Genomic DNA, 19,586 nt, shown 5'->3' with positions numbered 1-19,586 from the left:
ACCCCCACCCCCTCCTTCACCGTCCCCGGATCATCGATCATGCCCAGCATCGCGTGAGCGACGTCCGCCCGCGCGATGAACCGCCCCCGGCGCGGGAAGCCGCCGACGACGACCCGGTACGAGCCGGTGAGGGGCTTGTCCTGCAGCCGCGGTGGCCGCACGGACGTCCAGTCCGTGCCGCTGCGAGCCAACTCGTCCTCCATCTCGCGCAGGTCGGCGTAGACGTCCTTGAGCACCGCCGAGACGATCCCACGCATCCCGCGGTCGAGCAGACCGTCCCCCTCCGGCTCGGGCCCCACCGGAGCCGCGCTGACCACGACCACCCGGCGCACGCCCTCGGCCTCCATGGCCCGCAGGACCGTACGCGTCAGCCGGGCCGCGACCCCGGCGTCCTTGCGGCTGCGGGCACCCAGACCGGAGAGGACCGCGTCCCGCCCGGCGACCGCGGGGCGTACCGCCTCCGGGTCGGTGAGGTCGGCGCGGAAGACCTCCAGGCCGGTACCGGTCACCTCGAGCCGCGCCGGGTCCCGCACCACGGCCGTGACCCGGTGGCCCGCGGCGAGGGCCTGCCGGACGATCTCCTGCCCGATTCCCCCGGTGGCGCCGAAAACGGTGAGGTTCATCGATCCACTCCAATCCTCCAACGGTGGGTGAGTACTCACTCACTCCGTCATACCAGAGTGAGTAAATACTCACCCACCCGTCAAGACCCGCTGGACAAGGCATGCGATCCTTGGGCGCCATGCAGCAGAAACCGGCCCGCGCCCGCATCCTCGACGCCGCTCACGAGCTCATGCTCACCGTCGGGCTGGCCCGCGCCACCACCAAGGAGATCGCCAGGGCGGCCGACTGCTCCGAGGCCGCGCTCTACAAGCACTTCAGCAGCAAGGAGGAGCTGTTCATCGAGGTCCTGCGCGAACGGCTCCCAGGACTGGGCCCGCTGCTGCGCGCCCTCACCGCCGAGCCGGGCCGGCACACCCTCGAGGAGAACCTCACCGAGATCGCCCGGCAGGCGGCCCTGTTCTACGAGCAGAGCTTCCCGATCGCGGCCTCCCTCTACGCCGAGACCCAGCTCAAGAAGCGCCACGACGACGCGATGCGACAGATGGGATCCGGTGCGCACAAGCCCATCGAGGGCCTCGACGCCTACCTCCGCGCCGAACAGGCGGCCGGCCGCGTCCACCCCGACGCGGACACCTTCGCGGCCGCCTCCCTCCTCCTAGGCGCGTGCGCACAGCGCGCCTTCGCCTACGCCGCCACGAGCGACGGACAGCCGCCCCCCGTGGACGACTTCGCCCGGCGCATGGCCCGCACGGTGCTGAGCGGAATCACCGCGTGCGGCTGAGGTTGCGCGAGTTCCGGCCGAGGACCGGCCCGTACGAGCACCGGATCGTCCAGCCCTGGCTGCCTCTGCGGCACACCTTTCTGAGCCCGCCGGAGCCGATCGGTCTGCTGCTGGGCGACCACGACGGCCTGAATCGGCTCGCGGGCCTGTTCTCCTTCGCCGCCTACTCCCGCCACACGATCGTGCACGTGCCCCTGCGCGAGGGGGTCCCGCCCGACGAGGGCTGGGGCCGCCCCGTCGACCTCGTCCTCGCCCACCACACCCTCGGCCTGCGCCCCGCTCGATGGCCCGAACTGCGCCGGAAGCTGCGCCGCAGCACCGCGACCGCGCTGACCGCCCGCACGGACGAGGCGCGTACGGACCGGGACGCCGCACGGTGGCGCGAACGCCGGGAACGGGCGGACTTCCGCGAGGAGTTGCGGCACGCCACGCACGCAGACACGTTCTTCCTCTTCGGCAGCAGGGGCGTCTTCGCCCAGAGCGCCACCTCTTTCGCTCACGCGGCGGGCTGGGGCCCGCGCCACAAGCACGTGGTCGAAGGACGTTCGGCACTGATGGCGGAACTGCCGGCGCTGGTCCAGTCACCCGGTGGCGGCCACCCCCGGGACGTCCTGATCTGCTTCAAGCCCTATCCGCCGTACGCCCACTTCAAGCGCCCGGGCCGCTGAGCCAGTCGTCCACCCCCGCCAGCAACCGCGCCCGCACGGGCTCGGGCGCCGCCGAAGCCCGTACCGACTGCCGGGCCAGTTCCGCCAACTCCTCGTCCGTGAAGGCGTGATGGCGCCGCGCGATCTCGTACTGCGCGGCCAGCCGGGAACCGAACAGCAGCGGGTCGTCGGCGCCCAGCGCCATCGGCACACCGGCCTCGAAGAACGTCCTCAAGGGCACGTCTTCAGGCTTCTCGTACACCCCCAGAGCGACGTTCGAGGCCGGACACACCTCACACGTCACGCCCCGCTCCGCGAGCCGCTTGAGCAGCCGCGGATCCTCCGCCGCCCGCACCCCGTGCCCGATCCGGTTGGCGTGCAGGTCGTCCAGACAGTCCCGCACCGACGCGGGTCCGGTCAGCTCGCCCCCGTGCGGAGCCGAGAGCAGACCGCCCTCCCGCGCGATGTGGAAGGCACGGTCGAAGTCCCGGGCCATGCCCCGCCGTTCGTCGTTCGACAGCCCGAACCCGACGACGCCCCGCTCGGCGTACCGCACCGCCAGCCGGGCCAGCGTGCGCGCGTCCAGCGGATGCTTCATCCGGTTGGCGGCGACGAGCACGCGCATGCCCAGACCCGTCTCCCGCGAGGTCGTCTCCACCGCGTCCAGGATGATCTCGAGCGCCGGGATCAGCCCGCCCAGCCGGGGCGCGTACGACGTCGGATCGACCTGGATCTCCAGCCACCCGGCCCCGTCCCGGACGTCCTCCTCCGCGGCCTCCCGGACCAGCCGCTGGATGTCCTCGGGTTCTCTGAGACACGACCGCGCCGCGTCGTACAGGCGCTGGAAGCGGAACCAGCCCCGCTCGTCCGTGGCCCGCAGCTTCGGCGGCTCCCCGCTGGTCAGCGCCTCGCTCAGCGTCTCGGGCAGTCGCACGCCGTACTTGTCGGCCAGTTCCAGGACGGTCCCCGGCCGCATGGAACCAGTGAAGTGCAGGTGCAGGTGGGCTTTCGGCAGCAGCCGGACGTCTCGAACCGTCTCCATCAACTCTCCGTGTGCGTTAGGCTCCGCTCTGTGCCGATGGGTGCCGGGCAGGGCTTGTCCGCCGTTCAGCCGAACGGGAAGCCCCCAGGGGCGGAGTCACCCCAGGATCCTGCCGTAGAAATCCTGGACCAGGCAGCGAGTTTCCCGAACGGGCGCGTGCCTGAACGCACAAGCGGGCCCCCGGCTCGACCGGGGGCCCGCTTGTGCGCCGTGCACGTCAGTCCTGCGCCTCCGCCAGCAGCTTCTGGATCCGGCTGACGCCCTCGACGAGATCCTCGTCACCCAGCGCGTACGACAGCCGCAGATACCCGGGCGTGCCGAACGCCTCACCCGGGACGACCGCGACCTCGGCCTCCTCCAGGATCAGCGCGGCCAGCTCGACGGTGTCCCGCGGCCGCTTGCCGCGGATCTCCTTGCCGAGCAGCGCCTTCACCGAGGGGTAGGCGTAGAAGGCGCCCTCCGGCTCGGGGCACAGCACGCCGTCGATCTCGTTGAGCATCCGCACGATCGTCCTGCGGCGCCGGTCGAAGGCCTCGCGCATCGTGGCCACGGCCTCCAGGTCGCCGGAGACGGCGGCGAGGGCGGCGACCTGTGCGACGTTCGACACGTTCGACGTGGCGTGCGACTGCAGGTTGGTCGCGGCCTTGACCACGTCCTTCGGGCCGATGACCCAGCCCACGCGCCAGCCGGTCATGGCGTACGTCTTCGCCACACCGTTGACCACGACGCACTTGTCGCGCAGCTCGGGCAGCAGGGCGGGCAGGGAGACGGCGGTCGCGTCGCCGTACACCAGGTGCTCGTAGATCTCGTCGGTCAGCACCCACAGGCCGTGCTCGACGGCCCAGCGGCCGATCGCCTCGGTCTCGGCCTCGGTGTAGACCGCGCCGGTCGGGTTGGAGGGGGAGACGAAGAGGACGACCTTGGTCTTCTCCGTGCGGGCGGCTTCCAGCTGCTCGACGGAGACCCGGTAGCCGGTCGTCTCGTCGGCGACGACCTCCACCGGGACACCGCCGGCCAGCCGGATGGACTCGGGGTACGTCGTCCAGTACGGCGCGGGGACGATGACCTCGTCGCCCGGGTCGAGGATCGCGGCGAAGGCCTCGTAGATGGCCTGCTTGCCGCCGTTGGTGACCAGGATCTGCGAGACGTCGGGCTCCCAGCCGGAGTCGCGCAGCGTCTTCGCGGCGATCGCGGCCTTCAGCTCGGGCAGACCGCCGGCCGGCGTGTACCGGTGGTACTTCGGGTTCTTGCAGGCCTCGACGGCCGCCTCGACGATGTAGTCCGGGGTCGGGAAGTCGGGCTCACCGGCGCCGAAGCCGATCACCGGACGCCCGGCGGCCTTGAGGGCCTTGGCCTTGGCGTCCACGGCGAGGGTGGCGGACTCGGAGATCGCGCCGACTCGGGCGGAGACCCGGCGCTCGGTGGGAGGGGTTGCAGCGCTCATGGGCCCATCGTTCCAGACCGGAAACATGGCGGGCACGCGGGTTTCACAGACTGAACATGGAGGGGTCGGTCACTGAACACCCGTCCGGAATCATGCGGTGGCCTGGGTGATCTTCCGCAGGTTCTGCGGCGATCTTCCGCCGTCAACGCCCCCACGGGCGCTTTCTGTTCGACGGGGCGCTCCGGACCACGTACACTCTCACCTCGTTGGCCATCAGCTGCCGCGCCGCAAGCGGTGCACACCGAGCACCCGGTCGGATGCGGTACGTTGGGGGACACACAAAGGGTCGTAGCTCAATTGGTAGAGCACCGGTCTCCAAAACCGGCGGTTGGGGGTTCAAGTCCCTCCGGCCCTGCTACACACACCTTCACCAGGTGTGCGCATGTACGTACAGCAACGCACCGCCGTGCGGCTCAGACCGGGCGCGGCACGGCCACGACCCGGGAACAGGTGAGGACGAATGGCGGACGCCGTGGGCTCCATCGACACGCCTGATGCCCAGGACGAGGCACAGGAGACGAAGAAGGCCCGCAAGGGTGGCAAGCGGGCCAAGAAGGGTCCGCTCAAGAGGCTTGCCCTTTTCTACCGGCAGGTCGTCGCCGAGCTTCGCAAGGTCGTCTGGCCGACGCGTAACCAGCTGACGTCGTACACCACCGTGGTGATCTTCTTCGTCGCCATCATGATCGCCCTGGTGACCGTGATTGACTATGGACTCAGCCACGCCGCCAAGTACGTCTTCGGCTGAGCCGACTGCGAAGGGCGCCGTGGTTACCGGCGCCCCTTTCGCGTGTTCCACCCCTATGTATCCAGGAAGAAGCAGCCACCGTGTCTGAGCAGAACCTGAACGACGCCATCGAGCCCGACGAGTCTGTCGACGACGAGCTCGACATCGTCGAGGGCGCGGACGAGCAGGACGAGTTCGAGGCTGCCGAGGCCGAGCTGGGGGAGGCCGCCGAGGAGGACGCCGTCCACGTCGTGGACGAGGACGAGGACTCCGAGGCCGACGAGGACGTCGAGGAAGCCGCCGTCGAGGAGGAGACCGAGCCGGTCGACCCCGTCGAGGCCCTCCGCGAGGAGCTGCGCACGCTGCCCGGCGAGTGGTACGTCATCCACACCTACGCCGGCTACGAGAACCGCGTGAAGACCAACCTGGAGCAGCGCGCCGTCTCGCTGAACGTCGAGGACTACATCTTCCAGGCAGAGGTGCCGCAGGAAGAGGTCGTCCAGATCAAGAACGGCGACCGCAAGACGATCAAGCAGAACAAGCTGCCGGGTTACGTCCTGGTTCGCATGGACCTGACGAACGAGTCCTGGGGCGTCGTCCGCAACACCCCCGGTGTCACCGGCTTCGTCGGCAACGCCTACGACCCGTACCCGCTGACCCTGGACGAGATCGTCAAGATGCTCGCCCCGGAGGCCGAGGAGAAGGCCGCCCGCGAGGCCGCCGAGGCCGAGGGCAAGCCGGCTCCGCAGCGCAAGGTCGAGGTCCAGGTGCTGGACTTCGAGGTGGGCGACTCGGTCACCGTCACGGACGGTCCGTTCGCCACGCTGCAGGCGACCATCAACGAGATCAACCCGGACTCGAAGAAGGTCAAGGGTCTCGTCGAGATCTTCGGTCGCGAGACGCCGGTCGAGCTGTCCTTCGACCAGATCCAGAAGAACTAGCCTCCGCCGCTCAGAGCTTCCGAGCAGGTCAGGCGCGATCGCCTGACCTGCTCGGTTTTTGGCCGCGCATCTATACCCGTTATCGTTGTGCGGTATGCCTGCGTTCGGGTGCTCCCCGTAGGCAGGCAGGACCCGAACCGAAAGGACCCGGAGAGTAATGCCTCCCAAGAAGAAGAAGGTCACGGGGCTCATCAAGCTCCAGATCAACGCCGGTGCGGCGAACCCCGCCCCGCCGGTCGGCCCCGCGCTCGGTCAGCACGGTGTCAACATCATGGAGTTCTGCAAGGCGTACAACGCCGCGACCGAGTCGCAGCGTGGCTGGGTCATCCCGGTGGAGATCACGGTCTACGAGGACCGTTCCTTCACCTTCGTGACCAAGACGCCGCCGGCCGCGAAGATGATCCTCAAGGCCGCGGGTGTCGAGAAGGGCTCCGGCGAGCCGCACAAGACCAAGGTCGCCAAGATCACCGAGGCGCAGGTCCGCGAGATCGCCCAGACCAAGCTCCCCGACCTCAACGCCAACGACCTGGACGCCGCGTCGAAGATCATCGCCGGCACCGCCCGTTCCATGGGCATCACGGTCGAGGGCTGAGCCCCAACCCCCCAGCAGCAGAAGTGGAAGGGCCTGCTCGGCCCGTACCACGACTCCTCAAGAACACACAGGAGCAGTAGTGAGCAAGCGCAGCAAGTCTCTCCGCGCTGCGGACGCCAAGGTCGACCGGGAGAAGCTCTACGCCCCGCTCGAGGCCGTCCGTCTCGCCAAGGAGACCTCCACGACCAAGTTCGACGGCACCGTCGAGGTCGCCTTCCGCCTGGGTGTCGACCCGCGCAAGGCCGACCAGATGGTCCGTGGCACCGTGAACCTCCCGCACGGCACCGGTAAGACCGCCCGGGTCCTGGTCTTCGCGACCGGTGACCGTGCCGAGGCCGCGCGTGCCGCGGGCGCCGACATCGTCGGTGCCGACGAGCTGATCGACGAGGTCTCGAAGGGCCGCCTGGACTTCGACGCCGTCGTCGCCACCCCGGACCTCATGGGCAAGGTCGGCCGCCTCGGCCGTGTGCTCGGTCCCCGTGGTCTCATGCCGAACCCCAAGACCGGCACCGTGACCCCGGACGTGGCGAAGGCCGTCAACGACATCAAGGGCGGCAAGATCGAGTTCCGCGTCGACAAGCACTCGAACCTGCACTTCATCATCGGCAAGACGTCCTTCGACGACGACAAGCTGGTGGAGAACTACGGCGCCGCGCTGGAGGAGATCCTCCGTCTGAAGCCGTCCGCCGCCAAGGGTCGCTACATCAAGAAGGCCGCGGTCTCCACCACCATGGGCCCCGGCATCCCGGTCGACCCGAACCGCACCCGCAACCTCCTCGTCGAGGAGGACCCGGCCGCGGTCTGAGCCTGAGGCTCACCCCAGTCGGACGACGGGCCCCGCACCTGCCCAGGTGCGGGGCCCGTCCCCTTTTGCGGTACACGCGCGCGTGCCCTGGGTTAGCGTGCGAGCAGGGCGACCGCACAGGGGTGGGACGTATGAAGAGCACGACCGTGCGCCACGCGGCCCTGACGGCCGCGGCGGTGCTGGCGCTCTCCGCGACGGCCGCGTGCACCTCCTCCGGGCCTTCCGTTCGGGACGAGCCGTCCCGGAATGCCACGGTCCCCGCCGCCGTCACCACCGCCCTGCGCGGCGCCGAACGCTCCACCGAACGGGCCGAGTCGGCCCGGGTCCGCTCCACCACGACCCTGGGCTCCGAGCTGTCGATGACGGCGGACGGCGTCCTCGCCTGGAGCGACGGCTCGACCGGCACGGTCACCATCACCTACACCAGCGGCACCACCGCCGATCTCATGCGCCGTCTCGGCACGACCTCCATGGAGGCCCGCTATCTGCCGGACGCCTACTACGCGCGCATGGGCGAGAAGTTCGCCCGGCAGGCCGGCGGCAGGCACTGGATCCGGTACGGCTACGACGAACTCGCCGGCCTCGGCGGCGGCTCCGGCGCCGACCTGAAGAACCAGATGCGGTCCACCACGCCCAACCAGTCGGTGAAGCTCCTGCTGGCCTCCGGCGATGTGCACGAGGTCGGCGAGGAGAAGGTGCGCGGCGAGCACACCACGCATTACGCCGGCACCGTGCGGGTCGCCGACCTCGCCGCCGGGGAGCTCAGGAAGCAGCTCACCGAGGCCGGCGTCGACAGCGAGAGCGTCGACATCTGGGTCAACGACCGGGACCTGCTGGTCAAGAAGATCGAGCGGGGCCGGACGGCGAGCGGGGCCTACACCCAGACCGCGTACTACAGCGACTACGGCGTGCGGGTCTCGACGGCCCGGCCACCGGCGGGGGACACCGAGGACTTCAGGCAGTTGCTGAGGAAACAGGGGCTCGCTCCTGAAGCGTGATGATATTCGGGAGCACTTTGCACTCCCTTGGGGATAGGCTCACCGCACACCTGTGTATCGACCATGCGTTCCAGTGTTCGATGTGTTCGGGTGTGTTTCATGTGTTCCATGTGTTCCTTTTGGGGGGAATCAATGACGTCTGCTGTACGTGGTTCTGTGCGCCGTCGGGCGACGGGGGCCGGGCTCGCCGCCCTGCTGCTCGCCGGGGGAGCGGTCGCCTGCGGCGGGAAGGGCGACCAGTCGCCGGAGATGACGCCGGCGGCCGCGGTGGCCAAGGCCGCGAAGAACACGCAGGACATCACGTCCCTGCACTACCGCATGAAGGGCCAGTACCCGGAGCAGGGGCAGATCACGGCCGAGGCCTCCATGCGGCTCAAGCCCACCGTGGCGATGAGCATGAAGATGAACGTGCCCTCCCAGGGTGCCGAGGGCGCGGCGGAGATCCGGCTCGTCGACAAGGCCATGTACATCGGCGGCAACCCCGAGATGGCCAAGGAGATGGACGGCAAGACCTGGCTCAAGTTCGACCTGTCCGCCCTCGGCGACAAGCAGCTCGGCGCGGGCGCGGCGGGCGCAGGCCAGGCCGAGCAGAACCCGGCGGCCGAGTCCGGCTTCCTCACCGGGGCCAAGGACGTGAAGAAGGTCGGCACCGAGACCGTCGACGGTGTGGAGACCACCCACTACCGGGGCACCGTCACCCTCGACGAGCTCAAGGCCTCCCTGAAGAAGGAGAGCAAGGACGTCCGTGAGCAGCGCGAGAAGAGCCTTCAGCAGTACGAGAAGCTCGGCGTCGACACGATGACCATGGACATGTGGGTCGACGGCCAGGACCGCACCAAGCAGTTCCGGTTGAAGGGCCAGGCCGACAAGGGCCCGCTCGACATGACCATCACCTTCGTCGACTACAACAAGCCGGTCGCCGTCACCGCCCCGCCCGCCAAGGACGTCGCCGACCTGGCCGAGATGATGAAGGACGCCCAGGGCTGAGCCGTACGACCGGATTTGCCTCACGGCGATCCGGTCCCGTACTCTCCTACAGAAGCCAAAGACCGCTGGTCGTTGCCGTGCGCTCGGAAGAGGGCCCGGTGGCCGAAGGATCCGCTGAACCGCGGACGACCCGCGCAGGTGACTGTGGAAGTGCTCCCGGACCGCCCCTGACCATGGGGTCGCCCGGTCGAGCTACGCCCCGTGCGCCTGCGCCGGGGCGTTTCGTTTTCCCCAGCCCCTTCCGAGCGGTCGTCATCACCCGGAAGGAGGCCGACGCTCTATGGCAAGGCCCGACAAGGCTGCCGCGGTAGCCGAGCTGACGGAGCAGTTCCGCAGCTCGAGCGCCGCCGTGCTGACCGAGTACCGGGGTCTCACCGTGGCTCAGCTCAAGACGCTGCGCCGCTCGCTCGGTGAGAACGCCCAGTACGCCGTGGTGAAGAACACGCTGACCAAGATTGCGGCCAACGAGGCCGGGATCACGACGCTCGACGACCTGTTCAACGGTCCGACGGCGGTCGCCTTCGTCACCGGTGACCCGGTGGAGTCGGCGAAGGGTCTTCGTGACTTCGCCAAGGACAACCCGAACCTCGTCATCAAGGGCGGTGTCCTTGACGGCAAGGCGCTGTCCGCCGACGAGATCAAGAAGCTTGCGGACCTCGAGTCCCGCGAGGTTCTGCTCGCCAAGCTGGCGGGCGCCCTGAAGGGCAAGCAGACGCAGGCTGCACAGCTCTTCCAGGCGCTTCCGACGAAGCTCGTCCGCACCGTGGACGCGCTGCGCGCCAAGCAGGACGAGCAGGGCGGTGCCGAGTAACTCGGCTCGCATCATGACCGCCGCCTGAGGCAGCCCGCCGCAAGGCAGTGGTCGTAGCGGGCCGAACGTACGCCCGCCTTACATGTACATCCGGCACCAGCCGAAATTAGTGGAAGGAAAGCCATCGTGGCTCTCACCCAGGACGAACTGCTCGCCGAGTTCGAGGGCATGACCCTCATCCAGCTCTCCGAGTTCGTGAAGGCGTTCGAGGAGAAGTTCGACGTCACCGCCGCCGCCGCGGCCGTCGTCGCCGCCCCCGCTGCCGGCGGTGCCGCCGGTGGCGCCGAGGCCGTGGAGGAGAAGGACGAGTTCGACGTCATCCTCACCGGCGCCGGCGACAAGAAGATCCAGGTCATCAAGGTCGTGCGTGAGCTGACCTCCCTCGGCCTGAAGGAGGCCAAGGACCTGGTCGACGGTGCGCCGAAGCCGGTTCTGGAGAAGGTCAACAAGGAGGCCGCCGACAAGGCCAAGGAGTCCCTCGAGGGCGCCGGTGCCTCCGTCGAGGTCAAGTAAGACCTCTCGGGTCCGCCAGGACCACGTGCGCCACAGCCGTCGTGACAGAGGGCTGTAACGCTCAAGCACCGAAGAGCGATCATCCATCCGGGTGGTCGCTCTTCGGCGTTCCTGGGGGCGCGGCCACGGTCACCTTGCGGGCTCGCGTGCGAGGGGTATGGTGATCTTCGTCGCGTCTCCCGGAACTCCGGTTCGGGCAAGGGGGCCTTGACGAACCGCACGCAGCGCGCAATTCTCAGGACGCGTCGCCAGAACGGTCCGAATCCGAGGCATGGATCGGCGACGAAGAGGGCAGTATCAACGTGCGTTGAGGGCAGGCATGCCGAGGGCGTTGAGGACAACGAGGGTCTCAGAAAATCGGGGCTGGACATCAGTGCGCCAAGTGGCTACACTGACCCTTTGCGCTGCCTGTTAGCTGTCCCCTGCCCGTCACCAGGGGTCTGCCCTCGCCTCAGCATTGTCGACCGGATCATCTCTGACCTGGCTTTTTGCCAGATCTGGAAGAGCCTGTCGTGGTGCGGTGGCAAGGGGCCGGGGAGCGCGTAGTGAGTCCGAGCCCTCGGAAGGACCCCCTCTTGGCCGCCTCGCGCACTGCCTCGACCGCGAATACGAACAACGGCGCCAGCACCGCCCCGCTGCGCATCTCCTTTGCAAAGATCAAGGAGCCTCTCGAGGTTCCCAACCTGCTCGCGCTGCAGACCGAGAGCTTTGACTGGCTGCTCGGAAACACCGCTTGGCAGAGTCGGGTCGAGGAGGCTCTGGAGTCCGGTCAGGACGTCCCCACCAAGTCCGGTCTGGAGGAGATCTTCGAGGAGATCTCCCCGATCGAGGACTTCTCCGGGTCGATGTCGCTGACGTTCCGCGACCACCGTTTCGAGCCGCCGAAGAACAGCATCGACGAGTGCAAGGAGCGCGACTTCACGTACGCGGCCCCGCTCTTCGTCACGGCCGAGTTCACCAACAACGAGACCGGCGAGATCAAGTCCCAGACGGTCTTCATGGGCGACTTCCCGCTCATGACCAACAAGGGCACCTTCGTCATCAACGGCACCGAGCGTGTCGTGGTGTCGCAGCTGGTCCGCTCGCCCGGTGTCTACTTCGACTCCACCATCGACAAGACGTCCGACAAGGACATCTTCTCCGCCAAGATCATCCCCTCCCGGGGCGCCTGGCTGGAGATGGAGATCGACAAGCGCGACATGGTCGGTGTCCGCATCGACCGCAAGCGCAAGCAGTCCGTCACCGTTCTCCTGAAGGCTCTCGGCTGGACGACCGAGCAGATCCTCGAGGAGTTCGGCGAGTACGAGTCGATGCGCGCCACCCTGGAGAAGGACCACACCCAGGGCCAGGACGACGCGCTGCTCGACATCTACCGCAAGCTGCGTCCGGGCGAGCCCCCCACGCGTGAGGCCGCGCAGACGCTGCTCGAGAACCTGTACTTCAACCCCAAGCGCTACGACCTCGCCAAGGTCGGCCGCTACAAGGTCAACAAGAAGCTGGGTGCGGACGCCCCGCTGGACGCGGGCATCCTGACCGTCGAGGACATCATCTCGACGATCAAGTACCTGGTGAAGCTGCACGCCGGCGAGACCGAGACCGCCGGGGACAACGGCGACACGATCGTCGTCGAGACCGACGACATCGACCACTTCGGCAACCGCCGTCTGCGCAGCGTCGGCGAGCTCATCCAGAACCAGGTCCGCACGGGTCTGGCCCGTATGGAGCGCGTCGTGCGCGAGCGCATGACGACCCAGGACGTCGAGGCGATCACGCCGCAGACCCTGATCAACATCCGGCCGGTCGTCGCCTCCATCAAGGAGTTCTTCGGCACCAGCCAGCTGTCGCAGTTCATGGACCAGAACAACCCGCTGTCGGGCCTCACCCACAAGCGCCGTCTGTCGGCCCTTGGTCCGGGTGGTCTCTCCCGTGAGCGGGCCGGCTTCGAGGTCCGTGACGTGCACCCCTCGCACTACGGCCGCATGTGCCCGATCGAGACCCCTGAAGGCCCGAACATCGGTCTGATCGGCTCGCTCGCCTCCTACGGCCGCGTCAACGCGTTCGGTTTCGTCGAGACCCCGTACCGCAAGGTCGTCGACGGCCAGGTCACCGACGAGGTGGACTACCTGACCGCCGACGAGGAGGACCGCTTCGTCATCGCGCAGGCCAACGCCACGCTCAACGAGGACATGCGGTTCGCCGAGGCCCGGGTGCTCGTCCGCCGCCGTGGCGGCGAGGTCGACTACGTCGCCGGTGACGACGTGCACTACATGGACGTCTCGCCGCGCCAGATGGTGTCGGTCGCGACCGCCATGATCCCGTTCCTCGAGCACGACGACGCCAACCGTGCCCTCATGGGCGCGAACATGATGCGCCAGGCCGTGCCGCTGATCAAGAGCGAGGCCCCGCTCGTCGGCACCGGCATGGAGTACCGCTCCGCGGTCGACGCCGGCGACGTGGTCAAGGCCGAGAAGGCCGGTGTGGTCCAGGAGGTCTCCGCGGACTACATCACCACCGCCAACGACGACGGCACGTACATCACCTACCGGCTGGCCAAGTTCGCCCGCTCCAACCAGGGCACCTCGGTCAACCAGAAGGTCATCGTCAACGAGGGCGACCGGATCATCGAGGGCCAGGTCCTGGCCGACGGTCCGGCCACCCAGAACGGCGAGATGGCGCTCGGCAAGAACCTGCTGGTCGCGTTCATGCCGTGGGAGGGTCACAACTACGAGGACGCGATCATCCTGTCGCAGCGCCTCGTGCAGGACGACGTCCTCTCCTCGATCCACATCGAGGAGCACGAGGTCGACGCCCGTGACACCAAGCTCGGCCCGGAGGAGATCACCCGGGACATCCCGAACGTCTCCGAGGAGGTCCTCGCCGACCTCGACGAGCGCGGCATCATCCGCATCGGCGCCGAGGTCATCGCCGGTGACATCCTCGTCGGCAAGGTGACCCCCAAGGGTGAGACCGAGCTGACCCCGGAGGAGCGCCTGCTGCGCGCGATCTTCGGTGAGAAGGCCCGTGAGGTCCGTGACACCTCGCTGAAGGTGCCGCACGGCGAGACCGGCAAGGTCATCGGCGTCCGCGTCTTCGACCGCGAGGAGGGCGACGAGCTTCCCCCCGGTGTGAACCAGCTGGTGCGCGTGTACGTCGCGCAGAAGCGCAAGATCACCGACGGTGACAAGCTCGCCGGCCGGCACGGCAACAAGGGTGTCATCTCCAAGATCCTGCCGATCGAGGACATGCCGTTCCTGGAGGACGGCACCCCGGTCGACATCATCCTCAACCCGCTGGGTGTGCCGTCCCGAATGAACCCGGGACAGGTCCTGGAGATCCACCTCGGCTGGCTCGCCAGCCGCGGCTGGGACGTCTCTGGCCTCGCGGAGGAGTGGGCGCAGCGCCTCCAGGCGATCGGCGCCGACCAGGTCGACCCGGGCACGAACGTCGCGACCCCCGTCTTCGACGGTGCGCGCGAGGACGAGCTCGCGGGTCTGCTGCAGCACACCATCCCGAACCGGGACGGCGAGCGCATGGTGCTCCCGACCGGTAAGGCGCGGCTGTTCGACGGCCGTAGCGGTGAGCCGTTCCCGGACCCGATCTCGGTCGGCTACATGTACATCCTGAAGCTGCACCACCTGGTCGACGACAAGCTGCACGCCCGCTCGACCGGTCCGTACTCGATGATCACCCAGCAGCCGCTGGGTGGTAAGGCGCAGTTCGGTGGCCAGCGGTTCGGCGAGATGGAGGTGTGGGCGCTCGAGGCGTACGGCGCCGCGTACGCCCTCCAGGAGCTGCTGACCATCAAGTCCGACGACGTCACCGGCCGCGTGAAGGTCTACGAGGCCATCGTCAAGGGCGAGAACATCCCCGAGCCCGGCATCCCCGAGTCCTTCAAGGTGCTCATCAAGGAGATGCAGTCGCTCTGCCTGAACGTGGAGGTGCTGTCCAGCGACGGTATGTCCATCGAGATGCGTGACACCGACGAGGACGTCTTCCGCGCTGCGGAGGAGCTCGGCATCGACCTGTCCCGGCGCGAGCCGAGCAGCGTCGAAGAGGTCTGACGGGAGTCCGGCCGGAGGACCTGGTGAGGAACCTCCGGCCGGCTCCGGGACCCCCGTTTCAGACCCCAAGACTTACAACCCTGAGAGGGATTGACGCATAGTGCTCGACGTCAACTTCTTCGACGAGCTCCGGATCGGCCTGGCCACCGCTGACGACATCCGTCAGTGGAGCCACGGCGAGGTCAAGAAGCCCGAGACCATCAACTACCGCACCCTCAAGCCCGAGAAGGACGGACTCTTCTGCGAGAAGATCTTCGGTCCGACCCGGGACTGGGAGTGCTACTGCGGCAAGTACAAGCGCGTCCGCTTCAAGGGCATCATCTGTGAGCGCTGCGGCGTCGAGGTCACTCGCGCCAAGGTGCGCCGTGAGCGGATGGGCCACATCGAGCTGGCCGCCCCCGTCACGCACATCTGGTACTTCAAGGGTGTCCCCTCGCGCCTCGGCTACCTGCTGGACCTGGCGCCCAAGGACCTCGAGAAGGTCATCTACTTCGCCGCGTACATGATCACGTACGTCGACGAGGAGCGCCGTACCCGCGACCTGCCCTCCCTGGAGGCGCACGTCTCGGTCGAGCGGCAGCAGATCGAGAACCGCCGGGACGCCGACCTGGAGGCCCGCGCCAAGAAGCTCGAGTCCGACCTGGCCGAGCTGGAGGCCGAGGGCGCCAAGGCCGACGTGCGCCGCAAGGTGCGCGAGGGTGCCGAGCGTGAGATGAAGCAACTGCGCGACCGTGCGCAGCGCGAGATCGACCGTCTCGACGAGGTGTGGACCCGGTTCAAGAACCTCAAGGTCCAGGACCTCGAGGGCGACGAGCTGCTCTACCGCGAGCTGCGCGACCGCTTCGGCACCTACTTCGACGGCTCGATGGGTGCCGCGGCGCTGCAGAAGCGCCTGGAGTCCTTCGACCTCGACGAGGAGGCCGAGAAGCTCCGCGAGATCATCCGTACCGGCAAGGGCCAGAAGAAGACCCGCGCCCTGAAGCGGCTGAAGGTCGTGTCTGCCTTCCTGCAGACCTCCAACAGCCCCAAGGGCATGGTCCTGGACTGCGTCCCGGTCATCCCGCCGGACCTCCGCCCGATGGTGCAGCTGGACGGTGGCCGCTTCGCGACCTCCGACCTGAACGACCTGTACCGCCGTGTGATCAACCGCAACAACCGTCTGAAGAGGCTCCTCGACCTCGGCGCGCCCGAGATCATCGTCAACAACGAGAAGCGCATGCTTCAGGAGGCCGTTGACGCCCTCTTCGACAACGGTCGTCGCGGCCGTCCGGTGACCGGCCCCGGCAACCGCCCGCTGAAGTCCCTCAGCGACATGCTGAAGGGCAAGCAGGGCCGTTTCCGTCAGAACCTGCTCGGCAAGCGTGTGGACTACTCCGCGCGTTCCGTGATCGTCGTCGGTCCGCAGCTGAAGCTGCACCAGTGCGGTCTGCCGAAGGCGATGGCGCTGGAGCTGTTCAAGCCCTTCGTGATGAAGCGCCTGGTCGACCTGAACCACGCGCAGAACATCAAGTCCGCCAAGCGCATGGTGGAGCGCGGCCGCACCGTCGTGTACGACGTCCTCGAAGAGGTCATCGCCGAGCACCCGGTGCTGCTCAACCGTGCCCCCACCCTGCACCGCCTCGGCATCCAGGCCTTCGAGCCGCAGCTGGTCGAGGGCAAGGCCATCCAGATCCACCCGCTCGTCTGCACCGCGTTCAACGCGGACTTCGACGGTGACCAGATGGCCGTGCACCTGCCGCTGTCCGCGGAGGCGCAGGCCGAGGCCCGCATCCTGATGCTGTCCTCGAACAACATCCTCAAGCCCGCCGACGGCCGTCCGGTGACGATGCCGACCCAGGACATGGTCCTCGGTCTGTTCTTCCTCACCACCGACGGCGAGATGCGCAACGTCAAGGGCGAGGGCCGTTCCTTCGGCTCCGCGGCCGAGGCGATCATGGCGTTCGACGCGGGCGAGCTCTCGCTGCAGTCGCGCGTGGACATCCGCTTCCCGGTGGGCACCATCCCGCCGCGCGGCTGGACCCCGCCGGCGCAGGAGGAGGGCGAGCCGGAGTGGCAGCAGGGTGACAGCTTCCGTCTGAGGACCACGCTCGGCCGTGCGCTCTTCAACGAACTGCTGCCCGAGGACTACCCGTTCGTCGACTACGAGGTCGGCAAGAAGCAGCTCTCCGAGATCGTCAACGACCTCGCCGAGCGCTACCCCAAGGTCATCGTGGCGGCGACGCTCGACAACCTGAAGGCGGCCGGCTTCTACTGGGCGACCCGTTCCGGTGTCACCGTGGCCATCTCCGACGTCGTCGTTCCCGAGGCGAAGAAGGAGATCGTCAAGGGCTACGAGGCACAGGACGAGAAGGTCCAGAAGCAGTACGAGCGCGGTCTGATCACCAAGGACGAGCGCACGCAGGAACTCATCGCGATCTGGACCAAGGCGACCAACGAGGTCGCCGAGGCGATGAACGACAACTTCCCGAAGACCAACCCGATCTTCATGATGGTGAACTCGGGTGCACGAGGCAACATGATGCAGATGCGTCAGATCGCCGGTATGCGTGGTCTGGTGTCGAACGCGAAGAACGAGACGATCCCGCGTCCGATCAAGGCGTCGTTCCGTGAGGGCCTGTCCGTGCTGGAGTACTTCATCTCCACGCACGGTGCCCGTAAGGGTCTGGCGGACACCGCTCTGCGTACGGCCGACTCGGGTTACCTGACCCGTCGTCTGGTCGACGTCTCCCAGGACGTCATCATCCGCGAGGAGGACTGCGGCACCGACCGCGGCCTCAAGCTCCACATCGCGGAGGTCGGCGCGGACGGCGTGCTGCGCAAGGCGGACAACGTCGAGACGTCCGTGTACGCGCGCTGCCTCGCCGAGGACATCGTGGTCGATGGCAAGGTGCTGGCCCCGGCCGGTACCGACCTGGGCGACGTGCTCATCGACGAGCTGGTCAAGCACGGTGTCTCCGAGGTCAAGACCCGCTCGGTCCTGACCTGCGAGTCCGCCGTCGGCACCTGCGCGATGTGCTACGGCCGTTCGCTGGCCACCGGCAAGCTGGTCGACATCGGTGAGGCGGTCGGCATCATCGCCGCCCAGTCCATCGGTGAGCCCGGTACCCAGCTGACGATGCGTACCTTCCACACCGGTGGTGTGGCCGGTGACGACATCACGCAGGGTCTGCCGCGTGTCGTCGAGCTCTTCGAGGCCCGTACCCCGAAGGGTGTGGCTCCCATCTCCGAGGCGAGCGGCCGCGTTCGCATCGAGGAGACGGAGAAGACCAAGAAGATCGTCATCACCCCGGACGACGGCAGCGACGAGACGGCGTACCCGATCTCGAAGCGTGCCCGGCTCCTGGTCAGCGAGGGCGAGCACGTCGAGGTGGGCCAGAAGCTCACCGTGGGTGCCACCAACCCGCACGACGTGCTGCGCATCCTGGGCCAGCGTGCCGTCCAGGTCCACCTGGTCGGCGAGGTCCAGAAGGTCTACAACTCGCAGGGTGTGTCGATCCACGACAAGCACATCGAGATCATCATCCGGCAGATGCTGCGCCGTGTGACGATCATCGAGTCCGGCGACGCCGAGCTGCTGCCCGGTGAGCTGGTCGAGCGCTCGAAGTTCGAGCACGAGAACCGTCGTGTGGTCCAGGAGGGCGGTCACCCGGCCTCCGGTCGTCCGCAGCTCATGGGTATCACCAAGGCCTCGCTGGCCACGGAGTCCTGGCTGTCGGCGGCGTCCTTCCAGGAGACGACGCGAGTCCTCACGGACGCGGCGATCAACGCCAAGTCCGACTCGCTCATCGGCCTCAAGGAGAACGTCATCATCGGTAAGCTCATCCCGGCCGGTACGGGTCTGTCCCGCTACCGCAACATCCGGGTCGAGCCGACCGAGGAGGCCAAGGCCGCGATGTACTCGGCCGTCGGCTACGACGACATCGACTACTCGCCGTTCGGCACGGGCTCCGGCCAGGCCGTTCCGCTGGAGGACTACGACTACGGTCCGTACAACCAGTAGGCGAGCGATCGCTTGAGCTGAAGGGCGGTCACCTCGTGGAGGGGTGGCCGCCCTTCGGCGTGCGCGGGGTCCAGCGGCCGGTGGACTCGACGCGCAGGACGCGGCGCGATTCCGGCACGGCGAGGGACAGGCGGGCCGGGCCGTGGCCGTTCGCCAGAGGCGTCCCGTGCGGTGGGTACGGGTCACCTCGGGCAGCGCGAACGCTCCCGTGCCGTCGTGCTCCGCGTGAGCGGCAGATCCGTCTCCAGTCGCCGGGCCTCGCCGGGCGGGCGCAGCGCCAGCCGCCACGGGCCCATGGCCCAGACGTCCAGCAGCCGCTCCGTGCCGCGCTGCGCGGGCAGCAGGACGCGGACCCGGCAGGACACCGGGCGCCCGTCCTGGGGGGCGACCCGGAACAGCTCCCGCGGACGGGGGTTCGGGTCGCCGCCGCCCTCGGACACCGAGAAGCCGCCGTGCCGGCCGGTGGACTCGAAGACGAGCAGAACGGGGCCGTCGCCCGGCGCGGGCACGCGCACCCTGGTCGGCCGAGGGGCCGGGGCGGTAGGGGTGCAGGCGCGGCATTCCGCCGTACGACGTGACGGCGAGCTCTGCCGCCTCGGTGGACGTGGGGCGGGTGCGCCGGGGCGCACGGGCCACGGCGGGCTTCGCGGTGCCGCGTGACCGGACCGCTCCGCCC

Annotated in this window: 16 protein-coding genes and 1 tRNA gene; 13 read left to right on the top strand and 4 right to left on the bottom strand. The window is 68.2% G+C overall.

Features of this window, described 5'->3' with window-relative positions; genetic code table 11:
* Positions 1-623: NAD(P)-dependent oxidoreductase (locus tag GRC12_RS04010; RefSeq protein ID WP_208777397.1), on the bottom strand; the 623-nt coding region annotated here is incomplete at its 3' end.
* Positions 624-742: 119 nt separating this feature from the next.
* Here GRC12_RS04010 and GRC12_RS04005 point away from each other — a divergent pair.
* Complete coding sequence (locus GRC12_RS04005) at positions 743-1,345, top strand: TetR/AcrR family transcriptional regulator (protein ID WP_208777396.1); 603 nt, start codon at positions 743-745, stop codon at positions 1,343-1,345.
* Positions 1,336-2,013, top strand: a complete 678-nt coding sequence (locus tag GRC12_RS04000; RefSeq protein WP_208777395.1) for a hypothetical protein — start codon at positions 1,336-1,338, stop codon at positions 2,011-2,013. Before GRC12_RS04005 ends, GRC12_RS04000 begins: the two co-directional genes overlap by 10 nt.
* Here the strand turns inward: GRC12_RS04000 and GRC12_RS03995 are convergent.
* Both GRC12_RS03995 and GRC12_RS03990 read right to left on the bottom strand, forming a co-directional pair.
* Positions 1,994-3,034, bottom strand: coding sequence for an adenosine deaminase (locus GRC12_RS03995; protein WP_208777394.1), 1,041 nt, complete (start codon positions 3,032-3,034; stop codon positions 1,994-1,996). The genes GRC12_RS04000 and GRC12_RS03995 overlap by 20 nt on opposite strands.
* Positions 3,035-3,251: 217 nt before the next feature.
* Positions 3,252-4,478 (bottom strand): pyridoxal phosphate-dependent aminotransferase, encoded by a 1,227-nt coding sequence (locus GRC12_RS03990; protein ID WP_208777393.1) that lies wholly within the window; start codon positions 4,476-4,478, stop codon positions 3,252-3,254.
* Positions 4,479-4,760: 282 nt separating this feature from the next.
* Between GRC12_RS03990 and GRC12_RS03985 the strand changes: the two genes are divergently transcribed.
* From GRC12_RS03985 to GRC12_RS03935, 11 genes are all read left to right on the top strand, one after another.
* Positions 4,761-4,833 (top strand) — tRNA-Trp (locus GRC12_RS03985).
* Between the two features lie 105 nt (positions 4,834-4,938).
* Positions 4,939-5,223 (top strand): preprotein translocase subunit SecE, encoded by a 285-nt coding sequence (gene secE / locus GRC12_RS03980; RefSeq protein WP_133043307.1) that lies wholly within the window; start codon positions 4,939-4,941, stop codon positions 5,221-5,223.
* A gap of 80 nt (positions 5,224-5,303) precedes the next feature.
* Positions 5,304-6,143 (top strand): transcription termination/antitermination protein NusG, encoded by an 840-nt coding sequence (gene nusG, locus GRC12_RS03975; protein ID WP_208777392.1) that lies wholly within the window; start codon positions 5,304-5,306, stop codon positions 6,141-6,143.
* 157 nt (positions 6,144-6,300) lie between these two features.
* Positions 6,301-6,735 (top strand): 50S ribosomal protein L11, encoded by a 435-nt coding sequence (gene rplK, locus GRC12_RS03970; RefSeq protein ID WP_037858373.1) that lies wholly within the window; start codon positions 6,301-6,303, stop codon positions 6,733-6,735.
* A 79-nt stretch (positions 6,736-6,814) separates the two neighbouring features.
* Complete coding sequence (gene rplA / locus GRC12_RS03965; RefSeq protein WP_133043305.1) at positions 6,815-7,540, top strand: 50S ribosomal protein L1; 726 nt, start codon at positions 6,815-6,817, stop codon at positions 7,538-7,540.
* A 131-nt stretch (positions 7,541-7,671) separates the two neighbouring features.
* A complete protein-coding gene (locus GRC12_RS03960; protein WP_208777391.1) occupies positions 7,672-8,538 on the top strand; it encodes a hypothetical protein in 867 nt (288 codons plus the stop codon).
* A 132-nt stretch (positions 8,539-8,670) separates the two neighbouring features.
* On the top strand, positions 8,671-9,525 hold the full coding sequence (locus tag GRC12_RS03955; RefSeq protein ID WP_208777390.1) for an LppX_LprAFG lipoprotein: 855 nt from the start codon (positions 8,671-8,673) through the stop codon (positions 9,523-9,525).
* A 280-nt stretch (positions 9,526-9,805) separates the two neighbouring features.
* Complete coding sequence (gene rplJ, locus GRC12_RS03950; protein WP_133043302.1) at positions 9,806-10,336, top strand: 50S ribosomal protein L10; 531 nt, start codon at positions 9,806-9,808, stop codon at positions 10,334-10,336.
* Positions 10,337-10,459: 123 nt separating this feature from the next.
* Positions 10,460-10,849: a 50S ribosomal protein L7/L12 gene (rplL, locus tag GRC12_RS03945; RefSeq protein ID WP_208777399.1), complete on the top strand. Its 390-nt coding sequence runs from the start codon at positions 10,460-10,462 to the stop codon at positions 10,847-10,849.
* 575 nt (positions 10,850-11,424) lie between these two features.
* Positions 11,425-14,910: a DNA-directed RNA polymerase subunit beta gene (gene rpoB, locus GRC12_RS03940; RefSeq protein WP_208777389.1), complete on the top strand. Its 3,486-nt coding sequence runs from the start codon at positions 11,425-11,427 to the stop codon at positions 14,908-14,910.
* 100 nt (positions 14,911-15,010) lie between these two features.
* Complete coding sequence (locus GRC12_RS03935; protein ID WP_208777388.1) at positions 15,011-18,910, top strand: DNA-directed RNA polymerase subunit beta'; 3,900 nt, start codon at positions 15,011-15,013, stop codon at positions 18,908-18,910.
* A 182-nt stretch (positions 18,911-19,092) separates the two neighbouring features.
* Here GRC12_RS03935 and GRC12_RS03930 read toward each other — a convergent pair whose 3' ends face one another.
* Positions 19,093-19,419 carry a hypothetical protein gene (locus GRC12_RS03930; protein ID WP_208777387.1) on the bottom strand — a complete coding sequence of 109 codons (327 nt, stop codon included), beginning with the start codon at positions 19,417-19,419 and terminating at the stop codon, positions 19,093-19,095.
* Between the last annotated feature and the right edge of the window lie 167 nt (positions 19,420-19,586).

It is taken from the genome of Streptomyces griseorubiginosus, assembly GCF_017614965.1.
Lineage (GTDB): Bacteria > Actinomycetota > Actinomycetes > Streptomycetales > Streptomycetaceae > Streptomyces > Streptomyces griseorubiginosus_B.
This window is presented reverse-complemented; position numbering and strand designations above follow the sequence as displayed.

Excerpts from the sequence above, each read along its gene's own strand:
- GRC12_RS04005 (WP_208777396.1), top strand. The coding sequence starts at position 743 with ATGCAGCAGAAACCGGCCCGCGCCCGCATCCTCGACGCCGCTCACGAG.
- GRC12_RS03995 (WP_208777394.1), bottom strand. The coding sequence starts at position 3,034 with ATGGAGACGGTTCGAGACGTCCGGCTGCTGCCGAAAGCCCACCTGCAC.
- GRC12_RS03990 (WP_208777393.1), bottom strand. The coding sequence starts at position 4,478 with ATGAGCGCTGCAACCCCTCCCACCGAGCGCCGGGTCTCCGCCCGAGTC.
- secE (WP_133043307.1), top strand. The coding sequence starts at position 4,939 with ATGGCGGACGCCGTGGGCTCCATCGACACGCCTGATGCCCAGGACGAG.
- rplK (WP_037858373.1), top strand. The coding sequence starts at position 6,301 with ATGCCTCCCAAGAAGAAGAAGGTCACGGGGCTCATCAAGCTCCAGATC.
- GRC12_RS03960 (WP_208777391.1), top strand. The coding sequence starts at position 7,672 with ATGAAGAGCACGACCGTGCGCCACGCGGCCCTGACGGCCGCGGCGGTG.
- GRC12_RS03955 (WP_208777390.1), top strand. The coding sequence starts at position 8,671 with ATGACGTCTGCTGTACGTGGTTCTGTGCGCCGTCGGGCGACGGGGGCC.
- rplJ (WP_133043302.1), top strand. The coding sequence starts at position 9,806 with ATGGCAAGGCCCGACAAGGCTGCCGCGGTAGCCGAGCTGACGGAGCAG.